This window comes from Kribbella pittospori (assembly GCF_004331465.1).
Taxonomy (GTDB): Bacteria; Actinomycetota; Actinomycetes; order Propionibacteriales; family Kribbellaceae; genus Kribbella; species Kribbella pittospori.
In genome coordinates this window covers 62444-82986 of the sequence record NZ_SJKB01000003.1, presented here as the reverse complement: position 1 = coordinate 82986, position 20543 = coordinate 62444, and the positions used below count along the sequence as shown (strand labels likewise).

Sequence of the window (20543 nt, the reverse complement as noted above, 5' to 3'; positions counted from 1 at the left end):
TCACTTGCCGCGCTTCGAGCGCGGTTTGCGCGACGGCTGCGGGCGTCCGGCCGCGGTGGCCTTCATCGGGCGTGAAGCCGGCGTCGGCGCCGTACCGGCCGGGCGGTCCTGCTTACGCGGCTTGTCCTGTACGGCGGTCCGCGCGGCAACCGCACCAGCACCGGCAGTCGCCACGGCCGGAGCCGGCGTACCGGCGGCCGCGGTCTGAGCCCGCTTGGCCATCACCCGGCGGTGCAGCGCCTGCATGCCCGGCTCACGCTCCTTGAAGACCGCCAGCAGCGCCGGAGCGATGAAGATCGACGAGTACGCACCGACCGCAATACCGACGAACAGCGCCAGCGACAGGTCCTTCAGCGGCCCCGTCCCGAGCACGACCGTACCGACGACGAGGATCGCGCCGACCGGCAGCAGCGCGGTGATCGTCGTGTTGATCGACCGGACGACGGTCTGGTTGACGGCCAGGTTGGTGGCGTCGGAGTACGTGTACCGGTTGGACCCGGTGATGCCCCGGGTGTTCTCCCGCACCTTGTCGAACACCACGACCGTGTCGTACAGCGAGTAACCGAGAATGGTCAGGACGCCGATCACCGTGGCCGGCGTGACGTCGAAGCCGATGATCGCGTAGATACCGACCGTGATCGTCACGTCGTGGATCAGCGCGATGATGGCGGCCATCGAGGCCTTGGGTTCTCGGAAGTACAGCCAGATCACCGCGAACACCAGGACCAGGAACACGATCAGCGCCAGGATCGCCTTGTTCGCGATCTGCTGCCCCCAGGAGGCGCCGATCTGCTGCGAGGTCACCTGCTCGATCGGTACGCCGGCCTCCTTGGCGACCGCGGCCCGCACCTTCGCGATGTCGTCCTGGCCGAGCGGCTTGGTCTGCACCCGCACTGAGCCGTCGCCGATGGTCGTGACGACCGGGTCGCCGAGGTCCTTGGCGTTGGTCGCCTTCACCGCGTCGGTGAAGTTCTGCACGGTGTCGCTGGTGACCTTGACCTTCGCCTGGTACTCGACACCGCCCTTGAACTCGATCCCGAGCGCGAGGCCGCGGGCGAACAGGCCGGCCAGCGACACGATCACCAGGATCGCGGAGACGCTGAACCAGAGCTTGCGATGACCGATGAAGTCGTAGGAGACGTCACCGCGGTGCAGCTTGGCACCGAGTTGTCCGAGCTTCGACATCAGACCTCCCCTCCGACCGGCTTGCGCGTCGACGGCGTCTTGCGCGGCCGCACCGTCGGTTTCATCTGACCTGGCAGCCGTTCGACTCCGAGATGCTCCGGATCCAGGCCGGACAGCTTGTGCCCGTGCCCGAAGAAGTCGGTCCGGGCCAGCAGCGTGACCAGCGGCTTGGTGAACATGAAGACGATCAGCAGGTCGATCAGCGTGGTCAGGCCGAGCGTGAACGCGAAGCCCTTCACGCTGCCGATGGCGAGGACGTACAGGACCACCGCGGCGAGCAGCGAGATCGAGTCGGCCGCGATGATGGTGTGCTTGGCCCGGGCCCAGCCGGTTTCGACCGACGAGCGCAGGCTGCGGCCCTCACGCACTTCGTCGCGGAGGCGTTCGAAGTAGATGATGAACGAGTCCGCGGTAATACCGACAGCGACGATCAGACCCGCGATCCCGGCCAGGCTCAGGGTGAACCCGATCGCCTTGCCGAGCAGGATCACGCAGGCGCCGGTCAGTACGCCGGCGGTCGCGAGCGACGCGACCACCACGATGCCCAGACCGCGGTAGTACAGGAACGAGAAGATCACGACCAGGCCCAGACCGATCAGACCGGCCCAGATGCCGGCCGACAGCTGGTCACCACCGAGCTGCGGCGACACCGTCTCGACCGAGGAGATGTCGAACGAGACCGGCAGCGCGCCGTACTTCAGCACGTTCGCCAGGTCGCGGGCCTCGGTCTCGGTGAAGGTACCGGTGATCTGCGCCTGACCGCCGGGGATCGGCTGCGCGACGCTCGGGGTCGAGATGGTCTCGCCGTCCAGCACGATCGCGAACAGGTTCTGGCCTTCGCCACGCTGGGAGATGGCCGTCGTCGCGTCGAGGAACTTGTCGCCGCCCTCGCCGGTGAACTTCAGGTTGACCTGCCACTGGAAGCCGCCCTGCGGGATACCCGCGGTGGCGTCGGACAGGTCGGTGCCCTTCATGATCGCGGGACCGAGCAGGAACTTGGTCGTCTTCTGGCGGTCGCAGGAGAACAACGGCTTGTTCGGGTCGTCGTTCTGCTGCGCGATGTCCTTGTCGTCGCACTTGAACGCCGCGAACGCCGCCTGGGTGGCCGCGTCCGGGGTGTACTTCAGCGGATCACCGTTGGCAGCCGGCGTGGCCGGTGTGCTCGGCGTCGCGGCCGGGGTGCTCGGCTTCGGGGTCGGCGTCGGCGTGGCGTTGCCGAGAACGCTGCTCCAGGCCCGCCCCTTCGGCGTGGTCGTCGGCGTACCGGGCTTGACCGTGGTGCTCGGCTTGGGCGTCGTGGTCGGCTTCGCACTCGGCTTCGGCGTACCCGTGGGGGTCGGCGTCGGTACCGGCGCCGGCGCGGCGGCCTGCGAGTCGTACACGACCCGGAAGTAGAGCAGGGCGGTCTGGCCGACCTGCTTCACCAGGGCGTCCTGCGTGGCACCCGGCACGGCCACGTTGATGTGGTTCGCGCCGGAGGTGGTGATGTCGGCTTCCGCGACACCCGCACCGTTGACCCGCTGGGAGATGATGTTCTTCGCCTCGTTCAGCTGGTCGGCGGTCACCGAACCACCACCGGCGAGGGAATTGGCCGTCAGCGTGATGGTGGTGCCACCGCGCAGGTCCAAACCGAGCTTGGGCTTCCACGTCTTGGTGAGCCCCATGATCCCGAACAGCAGGACCACAATGACCCCCAGGACGATCAGTAGCCGCCCGGGGCGGGATGTCGTCGTCGTTGCCACGTCAGTTTCAACCTTTGTGCTTCTGGGCGCGCCACACCATCTTGTGGACGCTGATGACCGCGCCGCACTCCGTCAGGGGCGGTGGATCAGTTCTCGGTGTGCGTCGGCGGGAGCTTCGGCGCGTCCTGCACCTTGTCCGCGGCCTTGTCCTTGCCGGCGTCCGGGACGTCGACGGAGTCCTTCGCGGCTTCGGCGAGGTCGTCCCCGGCCGGCTCCTCGATCGTCTCGGCGGGCTCCTCTTCCGGGATCACCCGGCCGACCGCGGCCTTGACCACCTGCACCAGCACGCCCTCGGAGATCTCCAGGGTCACGTACTCGTCGTCGGTCTCCTCGACGATCCCGACCAGGCCACTGGTCGTGATCACCTTCGTGCCCGGGGTGAGAGCGGCCACCGTCTGGGCCTGGCGCGCCCGCTGCTTGCGCTGGGTGCGGCTCATGAACCAGATCATTCCGACGATCAGAATCAGCGGAAGCAGGAAGGTGAAGGCGGAGCCACCGCCCCCGGAAGAGGCGAGCGGTACGGCGATGAGTTGCATCGGGACTCAGAATCCTTCGTCGTTGGGAGTACGGGCGTCCGGCACGCTCTGCAAGCGCGCAGGTCGCAGCGGAATGACCTTAGGTCAGGCCACCGGGGAGTCTAGCCGTGGGCGACAACAAGTACCTCATGACACCGGGTCACGTTTGAGTTACTCGACTCGGCCGGCGGACCGATTGACAGACAGTATTCAGTCTTCGTCGAAAAGCGTGTCTGCGAACGTCGCGCCCTTCGGGACTTTCAGGCCGATGTGCCGCCAGGCCGCGGGCGTGGCGACGCGACCACGCGGCGTACGGGCCAGATAGCCCGACCGGACCAGGAACGGTTCGGCCACTTCCTCCACAGTCTCACGTTCTTCGCCGACCGCAACAGCGAGCGTGGAAAGACCCACCGGTCCGCCACCGAATCGGCGGCACAAGGCGTCCAGGACCGACCGGTCCAGCCGGTCCAGGCCCATCTTGTCCACCTCGTAGAGCTCCAGGGCCGCCTTCGACAGCGCGAGCGTGATGATTCCGTCGGCCCGCACCTCTGCGTAATCGCGGACGCGACGGAGCAGCCGGTTCGCGATGCGCGGCGTACCGCGGGATCTGGAAGCAATCTCGGCCGCGCCCTCCGGCGTGATGTCGACGTCGAGCAGCGCCGCCGACCGGTTCACGATCTTCTCCAGCTCGGCCGCCTCGTAGAACTCCAAGTGACCGGTGAACCCGAACCGGTCACGCAGCGGCCCCGGCAGCAGCCCGGCCCGCGTGGTCGCGCCGACCAGCGTGAACGGCGGAATCTCCAGTGGAATCGCGGTCGCGCCCGGGCCCTTGCCGACGATCACGTCGACGCGGAAGTCCTCCATCGCCATGTAGAGCAGTTCCTCGGCGGGTCGGGACATCCGGTGGATCTCGTCGAGGAACAGGACCTCGCCCTCGCTCAGTCCGGACAGGATCGCGGCCAGGTCACCGGCATGCTGGATCGCCGGCCCGCTGGTGATCCGCAGCGGTGCGGAGAGCTCGCTGGCGATGATCATCGCCAGCGTCGTCTTGCCCAACCCGGGCGGTCCGGACAGCAGGACGTGATCCGGCGCCCGATTGCGGCCTCGCGCCGCATGCAGCACCAGCTCGAGCTGCTCACTAACGCGACGCTGTCCGCCGAACTCGGCCAGCGTGCGCGGCCGCAGCGCGGACTCGATCTTGCGTTCCTCGAGGTCCACCGCATCCGCGGACACCAGCGGCCGGACGTTGTCGTCCATGCATCAAGCCTTCGAGAGCACGCGCAGCGCGGCGCGGAGCAGGTCGGGAACGGACGGGTTCGGGTTGTCGGCAGCCAGTGGCGACACCGCGGTGACAGCGTCCTCCGCGTCACGCGTCGACCAGCCCAGGCCCACCAGGCCGGCATGCACCTGATCCCGCCAGGCTTCCTGGGACTGCAGGGGGCGGCCGGTCACCGTCTTCGACGGCGCACCGATCTTGTCCTTCAGCTCCAGCACGATCCGCTGCGCGCCCTTCTTACCGATCCCCGGAACCTTCACCAGCACGGCGAGATCCTCGCAGGCAACGGCCTGGCGCAACTGGTCCGGGCTGAGCACGGCGAGCGCGGCCTGCGCCAGCTTCGGCCCGACACCGGACGCCGTCTGCAGCAACTCGAACAGGCTCTTCTCGTCGTCGTCGGCAAACCCGTACAGCGTCAGGGAATCCTCGCGCACCACCATCGAGGTGGACACCCGCGCCTCTTGCCCAGGACGCAGCCCCGCCAGCGTGCCGGGGTGACAGAACACCTGCAGGCCCAGTCCCCCGACCTCGATCACAGCACTGTCCACCCCGATTGCCGCCACCGGGCCGCGCACGAACGCGATCATCCCCGACCTCCTTGCACGACCGTGCTCATCTCTTGCTCTCCTGGGCCGCCACTGCCGCACGCAGTCTGGCCACCTGCAGACGCGATTGCGCCTGCGCCATGGCCTCCAGATTCGACCGGCTGGCGGCCGCTTCCTGCAGCTTGCTGGTCACGCCGCCGCGCCAGACCTGACAGATCGCCAGCGCCAACGCGTCGGCGGCATCGGCGGGCGTCGGACGCTCGGCCAGCTTGAGGATCCGGGTGACCATCGTCGTCACCTGCTCCTTGCCGGCCCGTCCCGAACCCGTGACCGCCGCCTTCACCTCACTCGGCGTGTGCAGCGACACCGGTAGACCGCGCCGAGCAGCCACCACCATCGCGACCCCTGAAGCCTGCGCAGTGCCCATCACTGTGCGCACGTTGTGCTGCGCGAACACCCGCTCCACCGCGACCGCATCCGGCCGGTGCTTGCTGATCCACTCGTCCAGCTCGGCCTCGATCTGCACCAGCCGCCGGGACACGTCCAGCTCGGCCGGCGTCCGGATCACTCCGACCGCGACCAGCGCCGGCGGCTTGCCCGGGGTGCCCTCGACGACGCCGAGGCCGCACCGGGTCAATCCCGGGTCGACGCCGAGCACGCGCATGGATCACCTCCGAACGTTTGTTCGACAACCCTAACGGCCGCCCGCGAGGCCCCGGAAATCGACGCGCCGCCCCGCCTCAGAAGAAGTCGAGCATGTACGCCGTGGGGCCGCCGAAGGCCGTGTCGATCGCTTGATCGACCGCTCCGGCGCCCGTGGCCAGTCCCGCCGATCGCAGGGTGTTCAGCGGCGTACCGGCGTACAGACCAGCCAGTCCACGCGGGCCGAGGCGCAGTGCGTCGCCAGACGGCTGCGCGGACGTGAGACTGCCGGCGCCGTCGGCGACAGACAGGTGCCAGTCGCCCGTGTTCGCCGGTACGTCGGGGTCGTCGATCCGCAGGCCGACCTCCACTGCTGCACCGGGTGCGAAACCCCGTGCCGCGATCGCGGCTGGGGCGTCGAGCAGCCTCAGCATCCAGCGCGAGACGTTCGCGGCGGAGTCCGCTTCGTGCTCGGCCATCAGGTTGATCGGATCGGTCGGCGGCGTGTACGCGTGCACGGTGCGGGCGATCGACGCACCCGATCCGACCGTCGCCCACAACGCCCGCGTGGTCTCCTCGGATCCGGCGATCAGTTCGTCGACGGACAGGTTCTGCTCGGACCAGTTGTAGACGACGAAACCGTCGTCGGCGACGTACGCGAAGTTGGCCTCGTCCTCCAGCCAGGACTCCACCTGGGCGAGCGGCCAGATCAGCGGACCGTTGGACCGGCGGCTCTCGTGCACCCTGCTCGCCAGATCGATGGCCAGCTGAGCGTCCTCCCGCCCGGCCTTCCGCAGCGCCACGCCCTTGCCGCCGAGCGACCGCAGGTCGGAGGACTGGAAGGAGAACTTGTACCGGCCGCCGCCGAACTCGTACCCCAGGTGCCGGTAGAGCACAGTCGTCGCCGGATACAGCCCGGACAGAGGACAGCCCATCTCGACACTGCGCTGCAGCACCCCGCGCATCAGCATGCTGCCGACCCCGCGGCCGCGGTACTCCGGCGACACCACGACGCCCGCGATACCGGCCATCGGGACCCGTCGGCCACCCCACCACTGCTGGAAGGGCCAGATCCGGGCCGCCGCGACGACGACATCCCCGTCGGCCACTCCGACGTACCGGCCGTCCTCGATGAACCGCAGCGCATCCTCGCGCCACTTGTCCTTGTCCCCACCCGGCCCGAACGACCGCAGCCGGACCTCCCACACCGAGTCCAGATCAGCCTCGGAAACATCCACCACCCGCAGCGCATCCATCACGCCGAAGACCCTACGTGAGCCCTCGGCGCGCTGCTCACCATTACTTCCGGTCCGTCACCCAGAGATGGATGGTGCCCTCGACAACCACCGTGCCGTCATCCCGCGTCGCCTGGACCCGCACCGGCACATCCGGCCCCGCCGTCCAAGCATCCGGATCCGTCTCGGCCGAGCAGGTCAGATCGGACGTCGACTTGGCCAGGTACGCGACCTCCATCCCCTTCGGCAGCCAGCGTTTCCCGACCGGAACGGTCGCCTCCGCCAACGCCCCCATCGCCGCCTCGAGACCGTTGCACACGGCAATCGCATGCACCGTGCCGATGTGGTTCTGCACCGCCCGCCGCTTCGGCAACACCAGCGCCGCGTAGTTGGGACTCACCTGCACGAACCGCGGCCGAACAGACCGAAAGTACGGCGCCTGCCACGTAAACGCCCGCGAAAACACCCGCTCCCCACCCGGCAGGCCCCGCAACCGCTCCCACATCCCCAACACCCGACTCGCCATACGGTGATGTTACCCACGAGTCACATAACCCCGCCAGCGTGGGTTGGATAGCACGCGGCGGCCCGCTCGGCGACGGCCCTGCGGAACCGCTGGTGCTGACAATTCGACCCGGAGTTGACGCTGAATGACGCGCACCGAGTACTACGGCGACCCCGACGCCCCCGCCCCCAACTCGCTCGTCCCGGCCTGCAACTTGCTCGTGGTGAACGACGCCGGCCAACTCCTCCTACAGAAGCGTCGTGACACCGGCCAGTGGGCGCTACCCGGCGGCGCACAGGACTTCGGCGAGACGCCGAGCGAATGCGCAGTCAGAGAGTGCTGGGAAGAAACCGGCATCACAGCCGAGGTCACCGACCTCCTAGGCATCTACTCGGACCCAAGCCACATCGTGAAGTACTCCGACGGCGAAACCCGCCAAGAGTTCGAGATCACCCTGATAGGCCGCCCCATCACCGGCGAACCAACCATCAGCGCCGAGGCCAGCGAGGTCGCCTGGTTCCCCTTCGAAGACCTCGGAACCCTGGACATCCACCCCTCAATGCTCCGCCAGATCAACGCCTACCAAGCCGGCATCCGCTCCCACGTCGACTAGTCCCCCGACGCCGGTGGTTGTCCCCGGGCCGATGACCACAAGCAGTTCGCCCTTCCGCCCCCCACAACTCCGCCCCGGCCCCCGAGCCTGTCTCTCATACCCGACAGCTACTGCCTCCCGCCCACCACCTCACCCGCGCCCATCCATCGACCACGTCCGACAGCCGAGCCGTACCTCGGGACAGGAGGTAGTCGGCACCGAGCCACACCCGCCCGCTCAGCAGGCCGACCCAAAGCCCAGATCCTCGGACTACCTCCTGTTCTGAGGTACGGCGCGGCCGAGGACAACCACCGCGAACACTCCGATCCCGTCCAGCTGGCAGCGGCGGCCGTCTGGGTTCGCTCGCTCGCCGGGGGCGGTGCACCTCCATCGACCACCTCCTCTGTGTCGTCACCGCCGGCGGTCGCCGGCCAGAGAGTCAACCACCGCGAAGCGGTGTCCCTTCCGACCGGCCGGCGGTGTCGTGGCCGTTGAGCTCACCCGCGCCTGTCCGTTGGCACGTCCGACGGCCGAGCTGTACCTGAGGACATGAGGTAGTCGACCGCGAGTCGCCGCCACCCGCTCAGCGGACCGAGTCAAATCTCAGATTCTTGGACTACCTCCTGTCCGTACGTACGGCGCCCGGCCAGAGGACAGCCACGACAAACCGGCGTCCTCTCCTGTCCGACCGGCGGTGCATCCGCCGATCACCTCGCGCGTGAGACCGGTCGGCGGTTCGCCGCGCAGCGGTGTCCTTTCCATCCCGGATGGGGTGCTGTCCGCCGATCACCTCACACGGATCACCGGTCGGCCGTTTGCCGCCGGAGGCGGCCAGAAGACAGCCGCCGCGCAGCGGTGTCCTTTGCACCCGACGTAGTGCTGTCCGCCGATCCCCCACCCGGATCACCGGTCGGCCGTTCGTCGCAGGAGGCGGCCAGAAAGGCAGCCGCCCCGAAGCGGTGTCCTTTCAGCAGCCGGGGTGGTGTCCGTTGGGGCGGAGGGATTTAGACGATTCAATCGTGGGGTGGATAGAGTGGTTGTGACGAGGATCTACGGCCGCGACCGGGGGACGATGGCAACGCCCAGCATCAAAGAGGTCGCGCATCGCGCGGGTGTGTCGGTCGGGACGGTCAGCAACGTACTGAATCGGCCGTGGATCGTGGCTCCCGCGACCCGCCAGCGCGTGCAGGACAGCATCCGCGCGCTGGGGTTCGTGCGTAACGAGGCCGCCCGTCACCTGCGCGCCGGCAAGAGCCGGACCGTCGGCCTGGTCGTGCTCGACGTGGCGAACCCGTTCTTCACCGACCTCGCAGAAGGCGCCGAAGCGCTCGCCTACGAGCACGACACCGTGGTGATGCTCTGCAACAGCAAGACCGATCCGGTCCGCGAAGGGCACCACCTCGACCAGCTCGAGCAGCAGCGTGTGATGGGCATCCTGATCACCCCGTTCGACAGCAACGATCCACGGCTGACGGCGTTGGTGTCGCGCGGTACGCCGGTTGTCCTCGTGGACCGTGCTGCGGATCGCGGGTTCTGCTCGGTGTCGGTCGATGATCAGCTCGGCGGACGTCTTGCCGGGAACCACCTGATCGAGTCCGGGCATCGCCGGATCGCCTTTATCGGTGGGCCTTTCACCATGCAGCAGGTCTCCGACCGGATGGCCGGGTTCGCCTCGACGGTCGAGCGGGCCGACGGTGTTGAACTGCAGCGGTACGAGGTCGACGTGATGGGTGTCGTGGAGGGTCGCGTGATCGGCGAGAAGATCGCGGCGCTGCCACCACGGTCCCGGCCGACCGCGGCCTTCCTGGCCAACGATCTGCTCGCCCTCGGCTTCCTGCAGGCGATGTCCGTCGCCGGACTGCAGGTTCCCCGCGACATGGCGATCGTCGGGTACGACGACATCGACTTCGCCCGGGCGGCCGCCGTACCGCTGTCGTCTGTGCGGCAGCCGGCCGAGATGCTCGGGCGGTCGGCGATGGAGTTGCTGCAGGAAGAGGTCGAGGCGGCCGAGCAGCACCGGCACCGGCAGGTGATCTTCCAGCCCGACCTGATCGTCCGCGAATCCAGCGACCACACCCGGCGCAGCAAATGAACGCGCAGCAGACGCCGGACGACCAGACCCCAGCGCAGCACACGCCGCCTCTCCCGCACGACCAGACCCAAGCGCCGCCGGTGCTGTACGAGAACCCGCTCGCGTCTGAAGCCGATCTTGACGGCTTTCGGCTCGAGGGTGACGGGGCCGTCTCGTTCCCGCTCGGTCGCCTGCGGCTGGAGAGCACGCGACCACCCGAGGACGGACAGGACGCGAACGTCGTGCTGTGGTGTCCCGAGGACTTCCCGCCGGACATCACCGTGGAGTGGGATTTCTGGCCGATCCGCGAGCCCGGCCTCTGCATCTTGTTCTTCCACGCGAAGGGCCGCCACGGCGAGGATCTCTTCGACCTCGCGCCGAGGACCGGCCCGTACGAGCAGTACCACCACGGCGACCTGGACACGTACCACGTCTCGTACTACCGCCGCCGCTGGCCGGCCGAGCGCGCGTTCCACACCTGCAATCTGCGCAAGAGCTACGGCTTCCACCTCGTCGCCCAGGGCGCGGACCCGATCCCCGGCGTTCTCGACGCCGAAGGTCCTTACAAACTGAGGCTTTCGGTCCATCGCGGCGAGATCACGTTCGCGATCAACGACCTGGTCAGTTTCCAGTGGTACGACGACCAGCCGCTGGCCGGCGGCCGGCTCGGCTTCCGCCAGATGGCGCCACTCATCGGCGAGTACGCGAACCTGCGGATTTCCCGTTCCTGACTGCGACTTCAAGCAGTCCGCACGCCCCCGCCTGACCGTTCTCTGACAAACGCTTTCCCAGCCGTTGACAATTGAGACGATTCAACCATATGGTCACATCACTTTTCGCCCGAATCACCCTCGTCACAAGGCAGGGATCCGCATGAATCATCAACCTGACAAGGCCTTCCGCCGGCCTGATGGCGGCCCATGATGAGCGCGACCGGTTGGTCGATCCGGCTGTACGAGGCCGCGGACGAGGTCGTCTGGGCGATCAAGTTGAACGCGCTGTGGATCGGCTTCACGTTGGTCGGCGGTGTCGCGCTGGGTATCGGCCCGGCGACGCTCGCAGCATATTCACTGGCCAGACGCAGGTCTTCTGGTGAATCGTTTCATGCTCTACCTGCCTTCCGTACGGCGTTCCGCCGCGAGTTCCGCCGCGGCTGCCTCGTCGTACTCCCGCTGGTCGCGGCCGCGGTGCTGCTGATCGGCAACTACCTGTACTTCGCGTCGCTCGGGACCAAGGCGTCACTCCCCCGGCTGGCCAGCCTCGTAGCCCTGGTCGCGCTCGGTGTGATCGCGGCCTACCTGCTCCCGATGGCCGTGCACTACGACCTCAAGGTCCGCGAGTTGTTGCCCAAGGCATCGTTGGTCGCGCTCGCGCGGCCGGCCTCGTCCCTGGTCCTGCTGTTCGTCGCGGTGTCCATCGCCTACGTCTCCAGCCGGTTCCCCGTTCTCGGGATCGTGCTGGCCGGCGGCGGCTGGATCCAGCTCAACACCTGGCTCTGCCTGCGCTTCTTCGCCGAGAACGAGGCGCGCCTGCACCTGAAAGGGAACTCATGACCATCTTCTCCCGACGGCGTCTCGCCGTCGCAGTCGCCGCCTCGACGGCACTGCTCGCCGCGTCTGCCTGCTCCGGCGGCGACGACGACAGCAAAGGCCAGGCGGCCAGTAACGAGCTGACCGTGATGGCGCCGCTGTTCGGCACCGCACCCGATCCGAGCGGCGAGCTGCAGCAGGCCGTCGAGAAGCAGATCGGCAAGAAGCTCAAGATCACCTGGGTGCCGAACGCCGAGTACGGCGACAAGTCGAACGTCACCTTCGCCTCGGACAAGATCCCGGACGTGATGGTGGTGAACGAGAAGGGCCCCGCGTTCCTCAAGGCGGCCGAGGCCGGCGCGTTCTGGGACCTGACCGGCAAGCTCGACAAGTACCCGAACCTCAAGCCGGACAACGAGCAGCGGGCGAAGAACTCACAGACCAACGGCAAGACCTACGGCATCTACCGGGACCGTCCGCTGCTGCGGTCCGGCATCGTGATCCGCAAGGACTGGCTGGCCAAGCTCGGGCTCAAGGAACCCCAGAGCGTCGACGACCTCTATGCGATCGCCAAGGCGTTCACCGAGCGGGACCCGGACGGCAACGGCAAGAAGGACACCTACGGCCTGATCATCCCGAAGTGGCCTGGCAACTACGCCAGCGCCAGCCCGTACGACGTGGTCGAGACCTGGTTCGGCGCCCCGAACGGCTGGGGTGAGCGCGACGGCAAGCTGGTCCCCGGCTTCGACACTCCGGAGTTCCTGGCTGCCAACGCGTGGCTGCGCAAGTGGGTCACCGAAGGCCTGGTCAATCCGGACTTCGCCACCCTGGACAGCGCGAACTGGAACGACCCGTTCGTCCAGGGCAAGGGCGGCATGATCATCGACGTCAACGTCCGCGCCACCCAGCTGCTGGACCTGTTCAAGGAGAAGAACCCTAAGGACTTCGACAAGGTCACGCTGGTCGGCAACCTGAAGGGCCCGGACGGCGAGAAGCACTCCTACCCGTTCACCGGCTACAACATGGTGATCGCGATCTCCAAGCAGCACGTGCGGACCGACGAGCAGCTCGACCAGGTGCTGCAGACGCTGGACAAGCTCGAGTCGAAGGAAGGCTCGGTCCTGCTGGCCAACGGCATCGAGGGCCGCAACTTCAAGGCCGACGGACAGTACGCCGTACCGATCAACGAAACCGATCCGAAGGTCAAGGCGATCCAGAACGACGTGGACAAGGCCTTCATCCAGCTCGGCACCCGGGCCGGCGTCGGCATCGGTGCGTACCAGCCGCGGCCGAACGACGCCACCAGCCGGGCGATGCGGGAGAGTTTCGACGTCCTGATGAACGAGGACCTGAAGACGGCAGTCTTCAACCCGGCACTCAGCATCGTCGCGCCGACCGCGGTCTCGAAGGGCCAGACGCTGGACACGATCATCCCGGACGCCCGGATCAAGTACCTGTCCGGTGCGATCACCGAGGACCAGCTGAAGGCGCAGATCAAGCGCTGGTACGACGGCGGCGGCACGCAGATCGCCCAGGAGGTCAACGACCTGGCCGCCAAGGCCGGCGGCTGACAGATGGCCACCGATCTGGTCCCGAGCCAGGTGGTGCCGCCCTCGGCGGAGGCCACCCCGGAGGCGCCGCGCCGCAAGCGGCGCCCCCGGCCGGTGCCGCTGTGGCGGGACCTGCTGCGCTACCGCTGGCTCTACCTGTTGCTGCTGCCCGGGCTGGTGTACTTCATCGTCTTCAAGTACCTGCCGATGTACGGCCTGACCATCGCGTTCAAGGACTACGTGCCGTTCCTCGGGTACTCCGGCAGTGAGTGGGTCGGCCTGAAGCACTTCCAGGAGTTGTTCACCGGACCGGACTTCGGCCGGTTGATGTTCAACACTCTGCTGCTCGCATTGTTGACAATAGTCTTCGTCTTCCCGGCGCCGATCGTTGTCGCGCTGATGCTGAACGAACTCCGGGTCCGCGTGCTGAAGCGCTCGGTGCAGTCGCTGATCTACATCCCGCACTTCCTCTCCTGGACGATCGTCGCGTCGCTGACCTACCTGCTGTTCTCGGTGGACTTCGGGGTCATCGCGAACTGGATCCACGGTCTGGTCGGCGGGCAGAAGACCGACTACGTCGCACAGGCCGACTGGTTCCGGCCGTTGATCGTGATGCAGTTGCTGTGGAAGCAGACCGGCTGGGGCACGATCATCTACCTCGCCGCGCTCGCCGGGGTCGACTCGCAGCTGTACGAGGCGGCCCGGGTGGACGGCGCCGGCCGATGGCGGCAGTTCTGGCACATCACGCTGCCGGCGATCCGGCCGACGATCGTGGTGATGGCGATCCTGACCTCGGGCCACCTGATGGACTCCGGGTTCGAGCAGATCTGGCTGATGACCACATCGCTGAACCGCGATGTCGCCGACGTCTTCGACACCTTCGTCTACTACATCGGCATCACCCAGGGTTCGTTCAGCTACGCGACCGCCGTCGGCCTGTTCAAAGGTGTGATCGGCGTGGTCCTGATCTTCGGCTCCAACCTGCTGGCCAAGCGGCTCGGCCAGCGTGGGCTGTTCTGAGGAGAAGACATGAAACAACGGGTCCGGTACTACGACTCGGTCGGCAGCCGGGTGTTCGACGTACTGAATGTCGTGTTGCTGACCGGTCTGGCGATCGTCACGGTCCTGCCGCTGCTGTACGTGCTGGCGGGATCGTTCGCGACCGAGTCCGAGATCAGCTCGCGGCCGTTCTTCTTGTGGCCGCACCGGTTCGTGACCGACACGTACCACTACATCTTCTCGACCGACACCTTCGTCCGCGCCTTGCTGACCACGATCGCCGTGACCGCGGTCGGCACGGTGATCCAGCTGGCGCTCACCTTGACCATGGCGTATCCGCTGGCCAAGCGGTTCCTGCCCGGCCGCGCGCTGATGCTGAACCTGGTCATCTTCACGCTGGTGTTCAGCGGCGGCATGATCCCGACATACCTGGTGGTGCGTGATCTGGGTCTGCTGGACAGCTACTGGGCGCTGATCCTGCCGCTGGCGATCAACCCGTTCTACCTGATCGTGGTGAAGAGCTTCTTCCAGGAGTTGCCCGAGGCACTCGAGGAAGCGGCCCGGATCGACGGATGCAACGAGCTGAACGTGTTCCTGCGGATCGTGCTGCCGCTGTCGAAGCCGATCATCGCGACGTTCTCGCTGTTCTACGCGGTCGGCATCTGGAACGACTACATGTCGCCCTTGCTCTACATCGACGACAGCAGGAAATGGACGCTGCAGATGATCGTCCGCCAGTTGACCGCGGCGAACGCGGACTCGGCGAACGTCCTGCAGCAGTTGGAGACCGTCACATTCCCCGAGCAGGGCCTGAAGTTCGCGGTCGTGGTGGTCGCGACGCTGCCGATCCTGTTCTTCTACCCGTTCCTGCAGAAGCACTTCGCCAAAGGCGTCCTGATCGGATCGGTGAAAGAATGACAACACTGCAATGGCTGGAAACTCCCTGCCGGCAAGGTGTTTCCTGGGGTGTCCCCTGGCCGCGCGGTACCGTTGCCGAGGGCACACACTTCGCCCTGGCCGCCGGTGCAGAGCTGGACCACCGCGACCTGGCCCGACGGCTCGATCAAATGGTCGGCCCACGCGATCGGGCCGGCTGAGCACCCGGAGTCGTCGTACGAGCTTGTGCCGGGTCAAGAGCCGACGACGCCGAGTACGCCGGTCCAGGTCGAGCGGACTGCGGACGGCGTGCGAGTGACCACCGGCGAGGTCACGTGGACGCTCACCAAGCCGCACCTGATCGCGTCGATTGTCTACAACGACCAGGAGGTCGTACGCGACGTCCGGCTGGTCAGCATTCGCCAGGACGCGCCGGACGAGGATCTGACCCACAATCGCGTGCAGACGACGGCGATTGTTGACAATCTCATTGTCGAACAGGACGGGCCCGTGAGAGCCGTCGTCAAGCTGGATGGCAAGCACGGTGACTGGCTGCCGTTCTCGGTCCGCCTCTACTTCTATGCCGGTGCGACCGACGTACGCATCGTGCACAGCTTCATCTGGGACGGCGAGCCGGATCGGGACTTCCTGGCCGGGCTGGGTCTCAGTGCGGACGTGGTGATGCGCGACGAGCCGCACAACCGGCACATCCGGCTGGCCGGGCCGTCCGGATTCCTCACCGAGGCAGTCCGCGGCCTGACCGGGTTGCGCCGCGATCCAGGTGAAGAGGTACGTCGCGCACAGGTCGCCGGGCGAGCGATCGAGGACATCCCCAACCCCGAAGTGTCGGACCGGCTCCACCTGATCCCACAGTGGAACGACTACACGCTGGACCAGAGCAGCGCCGACGGCTTCACCCTCCGCAAGCGCACCGGATCGGAGCACGCCTGGGTCACCATCCCAGCCGGGACGAGGTCACCCGGCTACGGGTACGTCGGCGGTGCCAGCGGCGGACTCGGATTCGGACTCCGCGATTTCTGGAAGCTGCACCCGACTCGCCTGGACATCCGCAACGCGGCCACGGACGTAGCCACCGCGACGATGTGGATGTGGTCGCCCAGCGCGCCGGCCATGGACGTGCGCTACTGGCACGACGGCATGGACCAGGACAGCTACGCCGAGCAGCTCGAAGGTCTCGAGATCACCTACGAGGACTACGAACCAGGCTTCGGCAACGCGCACGGAATCGCCCGGACGCACGAGCTGACGCTGCGAGTCCACGACACCACTCCGTCGGCAGACGACCTCGCCGAGCACGTTGCCCTGCTCAACTCCCCCGGTCTGCTCGCGGCCGCGCCGGCACGGTTCCTGGAGGCCGGTGTCTTCGGCAGCTGGAGTCTGCCCACCGCCGACGACCAGGACATCGAGGCACGGCTGAACTTCCTGTTCCAGTACTACGTCGGCCAGCGCGAGGACCGGCGCTGGTACGGCTTCTGGGACTACGGCGACGTCATGCACACCTACGACCGCGATCGGCACACCTGGCGGTACGACGTCGGCGGCTACGCGTGGGACAACTCGGAGCTGTCGCCGGACCTCTGGCTCTGGTACCAGTTCCTGCGGACCGGCCGGGCGGACGTGTTCCGGTTCGCCGAGGCGATGACCCGGCATACCGGCGAGGTCGACGTGTTCCACCTGGGTCGGTGGAAGGGCCTCGGCTCGCGGCACAACGTGCAGCACTGGGGCTGCAGCTGCAAGCAGGTCCGCATCTCCAGTGCGCTCTACCGGCGCTTCTACTACTACCTGACCGCGGACGAGCGGACCGGTGACCTGATGGACGAGCTGGCGGCGGTCGAGGAGACGCTGCTGGTCGTCGACCCTCAGCGCAAGGTGCGACCCGACGTCTACGCCCCCGACCCGCATGCGCTCTCGGTCGAGCTCGGTGTGGACTGGGGTGCACTCGCTGCGGCCTGGCTCACGCGGTGGGAGCGGCACGGCGACGAGCGAGCCCGTGCGCGGCTGGTCGGAACGATGGCCGACATCGCAGCAATGCACTACGGCTTCCTCACCGGCAACGGGCGGCTGGATCTGTCCACCGGTCGCTTCGACACCAGCCGGCGCGGCATCGCGGTCTCACACCTGTCCTCGCTCTTCGGGCTCCCCGAGATCTGTTCGGAGCTCATCGACCTGGACCTCGACGTACCCGGGTTCGAGAAGGCGTGGCTGGACTACTGCCGGCTCTACCTGGCCACACCGGAGGAGCAGACCGCTGAGGTCGGCCACCCACTCCAAGGCATCGCACTCGTCCAGGCGCACAGCCGTCTCGCCGCGTACGCCGCCGCCCGCACCGGCGACGCGGAGCTGGCGCGGCTGGCCTGGCGCAAGTTCTTCGTCGGCGATGGCGACCAGCTCTACCGCAGTGCTCTGCAACGGGAGACGGACTGGAAGACGACCCAGGTCGACGGTGCGTTGATGCCGGTCGAGGAGGCCGCCTTCGTCAGCACCAACTCCGCGTCGCAGTACGCACTCGCAGCGATCCAGAACCTGTCCCTGATCCCCGAACACCGATACGACAGAGGTGGAAAGGCATGGAGGTCTCCCGACGTACAGTCCTAGCAGGTATGGCCGCTGTCCCCGCGGCGTCCCTGCTCGACACCCGCTCCACGGCGGTGGCCGACGTACCAGAAGTGAAGCTCAGCTGGCTGGAGGGCAAGCCGACCACGGCTGCCGTCACGACCTGGGGTACGCCGTGGCCGAAGGGCGCCGTACCTGCAGACCAAACCTTCGCGCTCAAGGCCGCCGACGGCAGCGCCGTACCCGTGCAGAGCTGGCCGACTGCCTACTGGCCGGACGGCTCGCTCAAGTGGAGCGCGCACGCCATCGCAGTGGACGCCCCGGCGGAGTCGTACACCCTCGGCCCGGGTACGGCAGCCGCACCGCCGCAACCGGTCACGGTCAAGAACGAGAAGACGTACGTCGATGTCGACACGGGGGTGATCAAGACCCGGATCCGCAAGAGCGGTCCGGAGCTGATCAGTCACATTTGGCGTGGTGACGTGCTGATCGCGCGCAAAGGTCAGCTCGTCAACCTGAAGCAGGACAAGATCGCCGAGGACGAGGAAGGCGGCAGCGTCCGCGAACGCTACGAGAGCGACATCACGCGCGTCACCGTCGAGCAGTCCGGCCCGGTCCGTGCGGTGGTCCGGATCGAGGGCCGGCACAAGTCGAAGAAGGGCAAGACCTGGCTGCCGTTCTCGGTCCGGCTGTACTTCGTGGCCGGTGCGGAGAACGTCCGGATGGTGCACACGTTCGTGTACGACCGCGATGGGCAGCAGGACTACATCGCGGGCCTCGGGGTGCGCTTCCGGGTGCCGATGCGCGATGCGGCGTACGACCGGCATGTCCGGTTCGTCGGCGAGGGTCATGGCATGGTCTCCGAGGCGGTGAAGGGGATCACCGGTTTGCGGCGTGACCCGGGTGCCACCGTCCGCGCTGCGCAGATCGCCGGGACCAAGCTGCCCGATCCGGCCACCTGGGACCAGCGGGTGACGACGCGGCTGAAGTGGATCCCCGAGTGGGGTGACTACACGCTGAGCCAGCTGAACGCCGACGGCTTCACGGTGAAGAAGCGGACCAAGCAGGGGTACGGCTGGGTCTCGGTCGACCAAGGCGGACGCGCGTCGGGCCTTGGGTACGTCGGTGGCGTGAGCGGCGGGTTCGCCTTCGGTCTCAGGGACTTCTGGCAGCGCCACCCCACGCAACTGGACATCCGGGGTGCGTTCACCGAGGAGGCCGAGGTCACTGTGTGGCTGTGGTCGCCGGACGCCGGCGCGATGGACACGCGGTTCTACCACGACGGCATGGGCGAGGACACGTATCCGGAGCAATTGGACGCCCTCGAGATCACCTACGAGGACTACGAGCCCAAGTTCGGTACGCCGTACGGGATCGCGCGGACGTCCGAGCTCACCTTCTGGGCGCTTGCGGCGACGCCGACGGCCGCCCGGCTCGGCGACCTGGCCGACCAGGTGCGGACTCCCCCGCAGCTGATCAATCCGGTGGATCAGCTCATCAGTACGCGCGTCTTCGGCGGGCTCGTCTCGCCCGTCGACCGCTCGGTGCCGGCGAAGAAGGCGATCGAGGACCACCTGGACTTCCTCTTCGACTTCTACCGGGGCCAGGTCGAGTCGCGGCACTGGTACGGGTTCTGGGACTACGGCGACATCATGCACACGTTCGACGAGGACCGGCTGGTCTGGCGGTACGACGTCGGCGGGTATGCGTGGGACAACTCGGAACTGTCACCGGATCTGTGGCTCTGGTACTCGTTCCTGCGCTCCGGACGGGCCGACATCTTCCGGTTCGCGGAAGCGATGACCCGTCATACCGGCGAGGTCGACGTCTATCACCTCGGGCAGTGGGCCGGTCTGGGTACGCGGCACGGCGTACAGCACTGGGCGGACAGCGCGAAGCAGCAGCGCATCAGTACGGCGATCTACCGGCGGTTCTACTACTACCTCACGGCCGACGAGCGCACTGGCGATCTGTTGTCCGAGCTGGTCGACTCCGACCAGACGTTCCTGGTGTTGGACCCGCTACGCAAGATCAGGACCGAGCCGTACGAGCCGGACCCGCATGCGCTCGCGATCGGTCTCGGCACGGACTGGAGCGGTCTGGCTGCCGCCTGGCTGACCGAATGGGAGCGGCAGGGGCCGAAGGCGGACGTTGCCCACAGCAAGCTTCTCGGCACGATGGAGACGATCGGCGCGATGCCGAACGGTTTCGTCACCGGTGGCGGTCTGTACGACCTGGACACCGGACGGTTCGCGCCGGTCACGGCGAAGACGGTCAGTGTGTCGCACCTCAGCGCGATGTTCGGCCAGGTGGAGATCTGCGCCGAGATCATCGACCTGGTGGACATGCCGGCGTTCGAGGCGGCCTGGCTGCAGTACTGCCGTCTCTTCAACGCCACCCGGGAGGAGCAGACGGCGGAGTGCGGTGCGTACTTCGGCAACCTGATCCTCCGCCAGGGCCACTCCCGGCTCACCGCGTACGCCGCCGTACGCCTGGATCGCGACGACCTGGCCGCGCGGGCGTGGAAGGAGTTCTACACCGGCGACGGCTACGGCCCGAACCTCCCATGGGCCTCCGAAGAGGTGAAGTCGACGCTCAACCCGACTCAGGCCGCCAAGTGGGTCTCGACCAACACCACGGCCCTCTACGGCCTGGCCGCCATCCAGACGCTCGCGCTGGTCGGCGACCAGATCGTCAATCCGTAAAG

17 protein-coding genes and 1 pseudogene are annotated in these 20543 nt (G+C 67.3%); 10 read left to right on the top strand and 8 right to left on the bottom strand.

Features of this window, described 5'->3' with window-relative positions:
* From secF to E0H73_RS10740, 8 genes are all read right to left on the bottom strand, one after another.
* Complete coding sequence (gene secF, locus E0H73_RS10775; RefSeq protein ID WP_131353517.1) at window positions 1–1185, bottom strand: protein translocase subunit SecF; 1185 nt, start codon at window positions 1183–1185, stop codon at window positions 1–3.
* A complete protein-coding gene (gene secD, locus E0H73_RS10770) occupies window positions 1185–2927 on the bottom strand; it encodes a protein translocase subunit SecD (RefSeq protein WP_131353515.1) in 1743 nt (580 codons plus the stop codon). Before secD ends, secF begins: the two co-directional genes overlap by 1 nt.
* Window positions 2928–3013: 86 nt before the next feature.
* On the bottom strand, window positions 3014–3463 hold the full coding sequence (yajC, locus tag E0H73_RS10765) for a preprotein translocase subunit YajC (protein WP_131353513.1): 450 nt from the start codon (window positions 3461–3463) through the stop codon (window positions 3014–3016).
* Between the two features lie 189 nt (window positions 3464–3652).
* Window positions 3653–4699: a Holliday junction branch migration DNA helicase RuvB gene (gene ruvB / locus E0H73_RS10760; RefSeq protein WP_131353511.1), complete on the bottom strand. Its 1047-nt coding sequence runs from the start codon at window positions 4697–4699 to the stop codon at window positions 3653–3655.
* A 3-nt stretch (window positions 4700–4702) separates the two neighbouring features.
* Window positions 4703–5305 carry a Holliday junction branch migration protein RuvA gene (gene ruvA, locus E0H73_RS10755; RefSeq protein ID WP_131353509.1) on the bottom strand — a complete coding sequence of 201 codons (603 nt, stop codon included), beginning with the start codon at window positions 5303–5305 and terminating at the stop codon, window positions 4703–4705.
* Between the two features lie 25 nt (window positions 5306–5330).
* Window positions 5331–5927 (bottom strand): crossover junction endodeoxyribonuclease RuvC, encoded by a 597-nt coding sequence (ruvC, locus tag E0H73_RS10750; RefSeq protein WP_131353507.1) that lies wholly within the window; start codon window positions 5925–5927, stop codon window positions 5331–5333.
* A gap of 76 nt (window positions 5928–6003) precedes the next feature.
* The gene (locus tag E0H73_RS10745) at window positions 6004–7161 is read right to left on the bottom strand and encodes a GNAT family N-acetyltransferase (protein ID WP_238163976.1); all 1158 of its coding nucleotides are present in this window, start codon (window positions 7159–7161) and stop codon (window positions 6004–6006) included.
* 43 nt (window positions 7162–7204) lie between these two features.
* Window positions 7205–7666 carry a hotdog fold domain-containing protein gene (locus E0H73_RS10740; RefSeq protein ID WP_131353503.1) on the bottom strand — a complete coding sequence of 154 codons (462 nt, stop codon included), beginning with the start codon at window positions 7664–7666 and terminating at the stop codon, window positions 7205–7207.
* Window positions 7667–7790: 124 nt separating this feature from the next.
* Between E0H73_RS10740 and E0H73_RS10735 the strand changes: the two genes are divergently transcribed.
* From E0H73_RS10735 to E0H73_RS10695, 10 genes and pseudogenes are all read left to right on the top strand, one after another.
* Complete coding sequence (locus E0H73_RS10735) at window positions 7791–8258, top strand: NUDIX domain-containing protein (RefSeq protein ID WP_131353502.1); 468 nt, start codon at window positions 7791–7793, stop codon at window positions 8256–8258.
* A gap of 1012 nt (window positions 8259–9270) precedes the next feature.
* A complete protein-coding gene (locus tag E0H73_RS10730) occupies window positions 9271–10329 on the top strand; it encodes a LacI family DNA-binding transcriptional regulator (protein ID WP_238163933.1) in 1059 nt (352 codons plus the stop codon).
* Complete coding sequence (locus E0H73_RS10725; protein ID WP_131353500.1) at window positions 10326–11039, top strand: DUF1961 family protein; 714 nt, start codon at window positions 10326–10328, stop codon at window positions 11037–11039. The genes E0H73_RS10730 and E0H73_RS10725 overlap by 4 nt, the downstream gene beginning before the upstream one ends.
* A gap of 192 nt (window positions 11040–11231) precedes the next feature.
* Window positions 11232–11861, top strand: a complete 630-nt coding sequence (locus tag E0H73_RS10720) for a YesL family protein (RefSeq protein WP_131353498.1) — start codon at window positions 11232–11234, stop codon at window positions 11859–11861.
* Entirely contained in the window at window positions 11858–13408 is a 1551-nt protein-coding gene (locus tag E0H73_RS10715; RefSeq protein WP_131353496.1) for an extracellular solute-binding protein, read from the top strand. The genes E0H73_RS10720 and E0H73_RS10715 overlap by 4 nt, the downstream gene beginning before the upstream one ends.
* Window positions 13409–13411: 3 nt before the next feature.
* Window positions 13412–14407 (top strand): ABC transporter permease, encoded by a 996-nt coding sequence (locus tag E0H73_RS10710; RefSeq protein ID WP_131353494.1) that lies wholly within the window; start codon window positions 13412–13414, stop codon window positions 14405–14407.
* A gap of 9 nt (window positions 14408–14416) precedes the next feature.
* A complete protein-coding gene (locus E0H73_RS10705; RefSeq protein ID WP_131353491.1) occupies window positions 14417–15304 on the top strand; it encodes a carbohydrate ABC transporter permease in 888 nt (295 codons plus the stop codon).
* Window positions 15301–15451 (top strand): annotated as a pseudogene (locus tag E0H73_RS48225) (RIFT barrel domain-containing protein); the annotation flags it as partial. The gene E0H73_RS10705 and the pseudogene E0H73_RS48225, both read left to right, overlap by 4 nt.
* Before the next feature lie 57 nt (window positions 15452–15508).
* Window positions 15509–17878 (top strand): exo-rhamnogalacturonan lyase family protein, encoded by a 2370-nt coding sequence (locus E0H73_RS10700; protein WP_337590318.1) that lies wholly within the window; start codon window positions 15509–15511, stop codon window positions 17876–17878.
* Window positions 17879–17883: 5 nt separating this feature from the next.
* Complete coding sequence (locus tag E0H73_RS10695; RefSeq protein ID WP_238163932.1) at window positions 17884–20541, top strand: exo-rhamnogalacturonan lyase family protein; 2658 nt, start codon at window positions 17884–17886, stop codon at window positions 20539–20541.
* The last annotated feature ends 2 nt before the right edge of the window (window positions 20542–20543 follow it).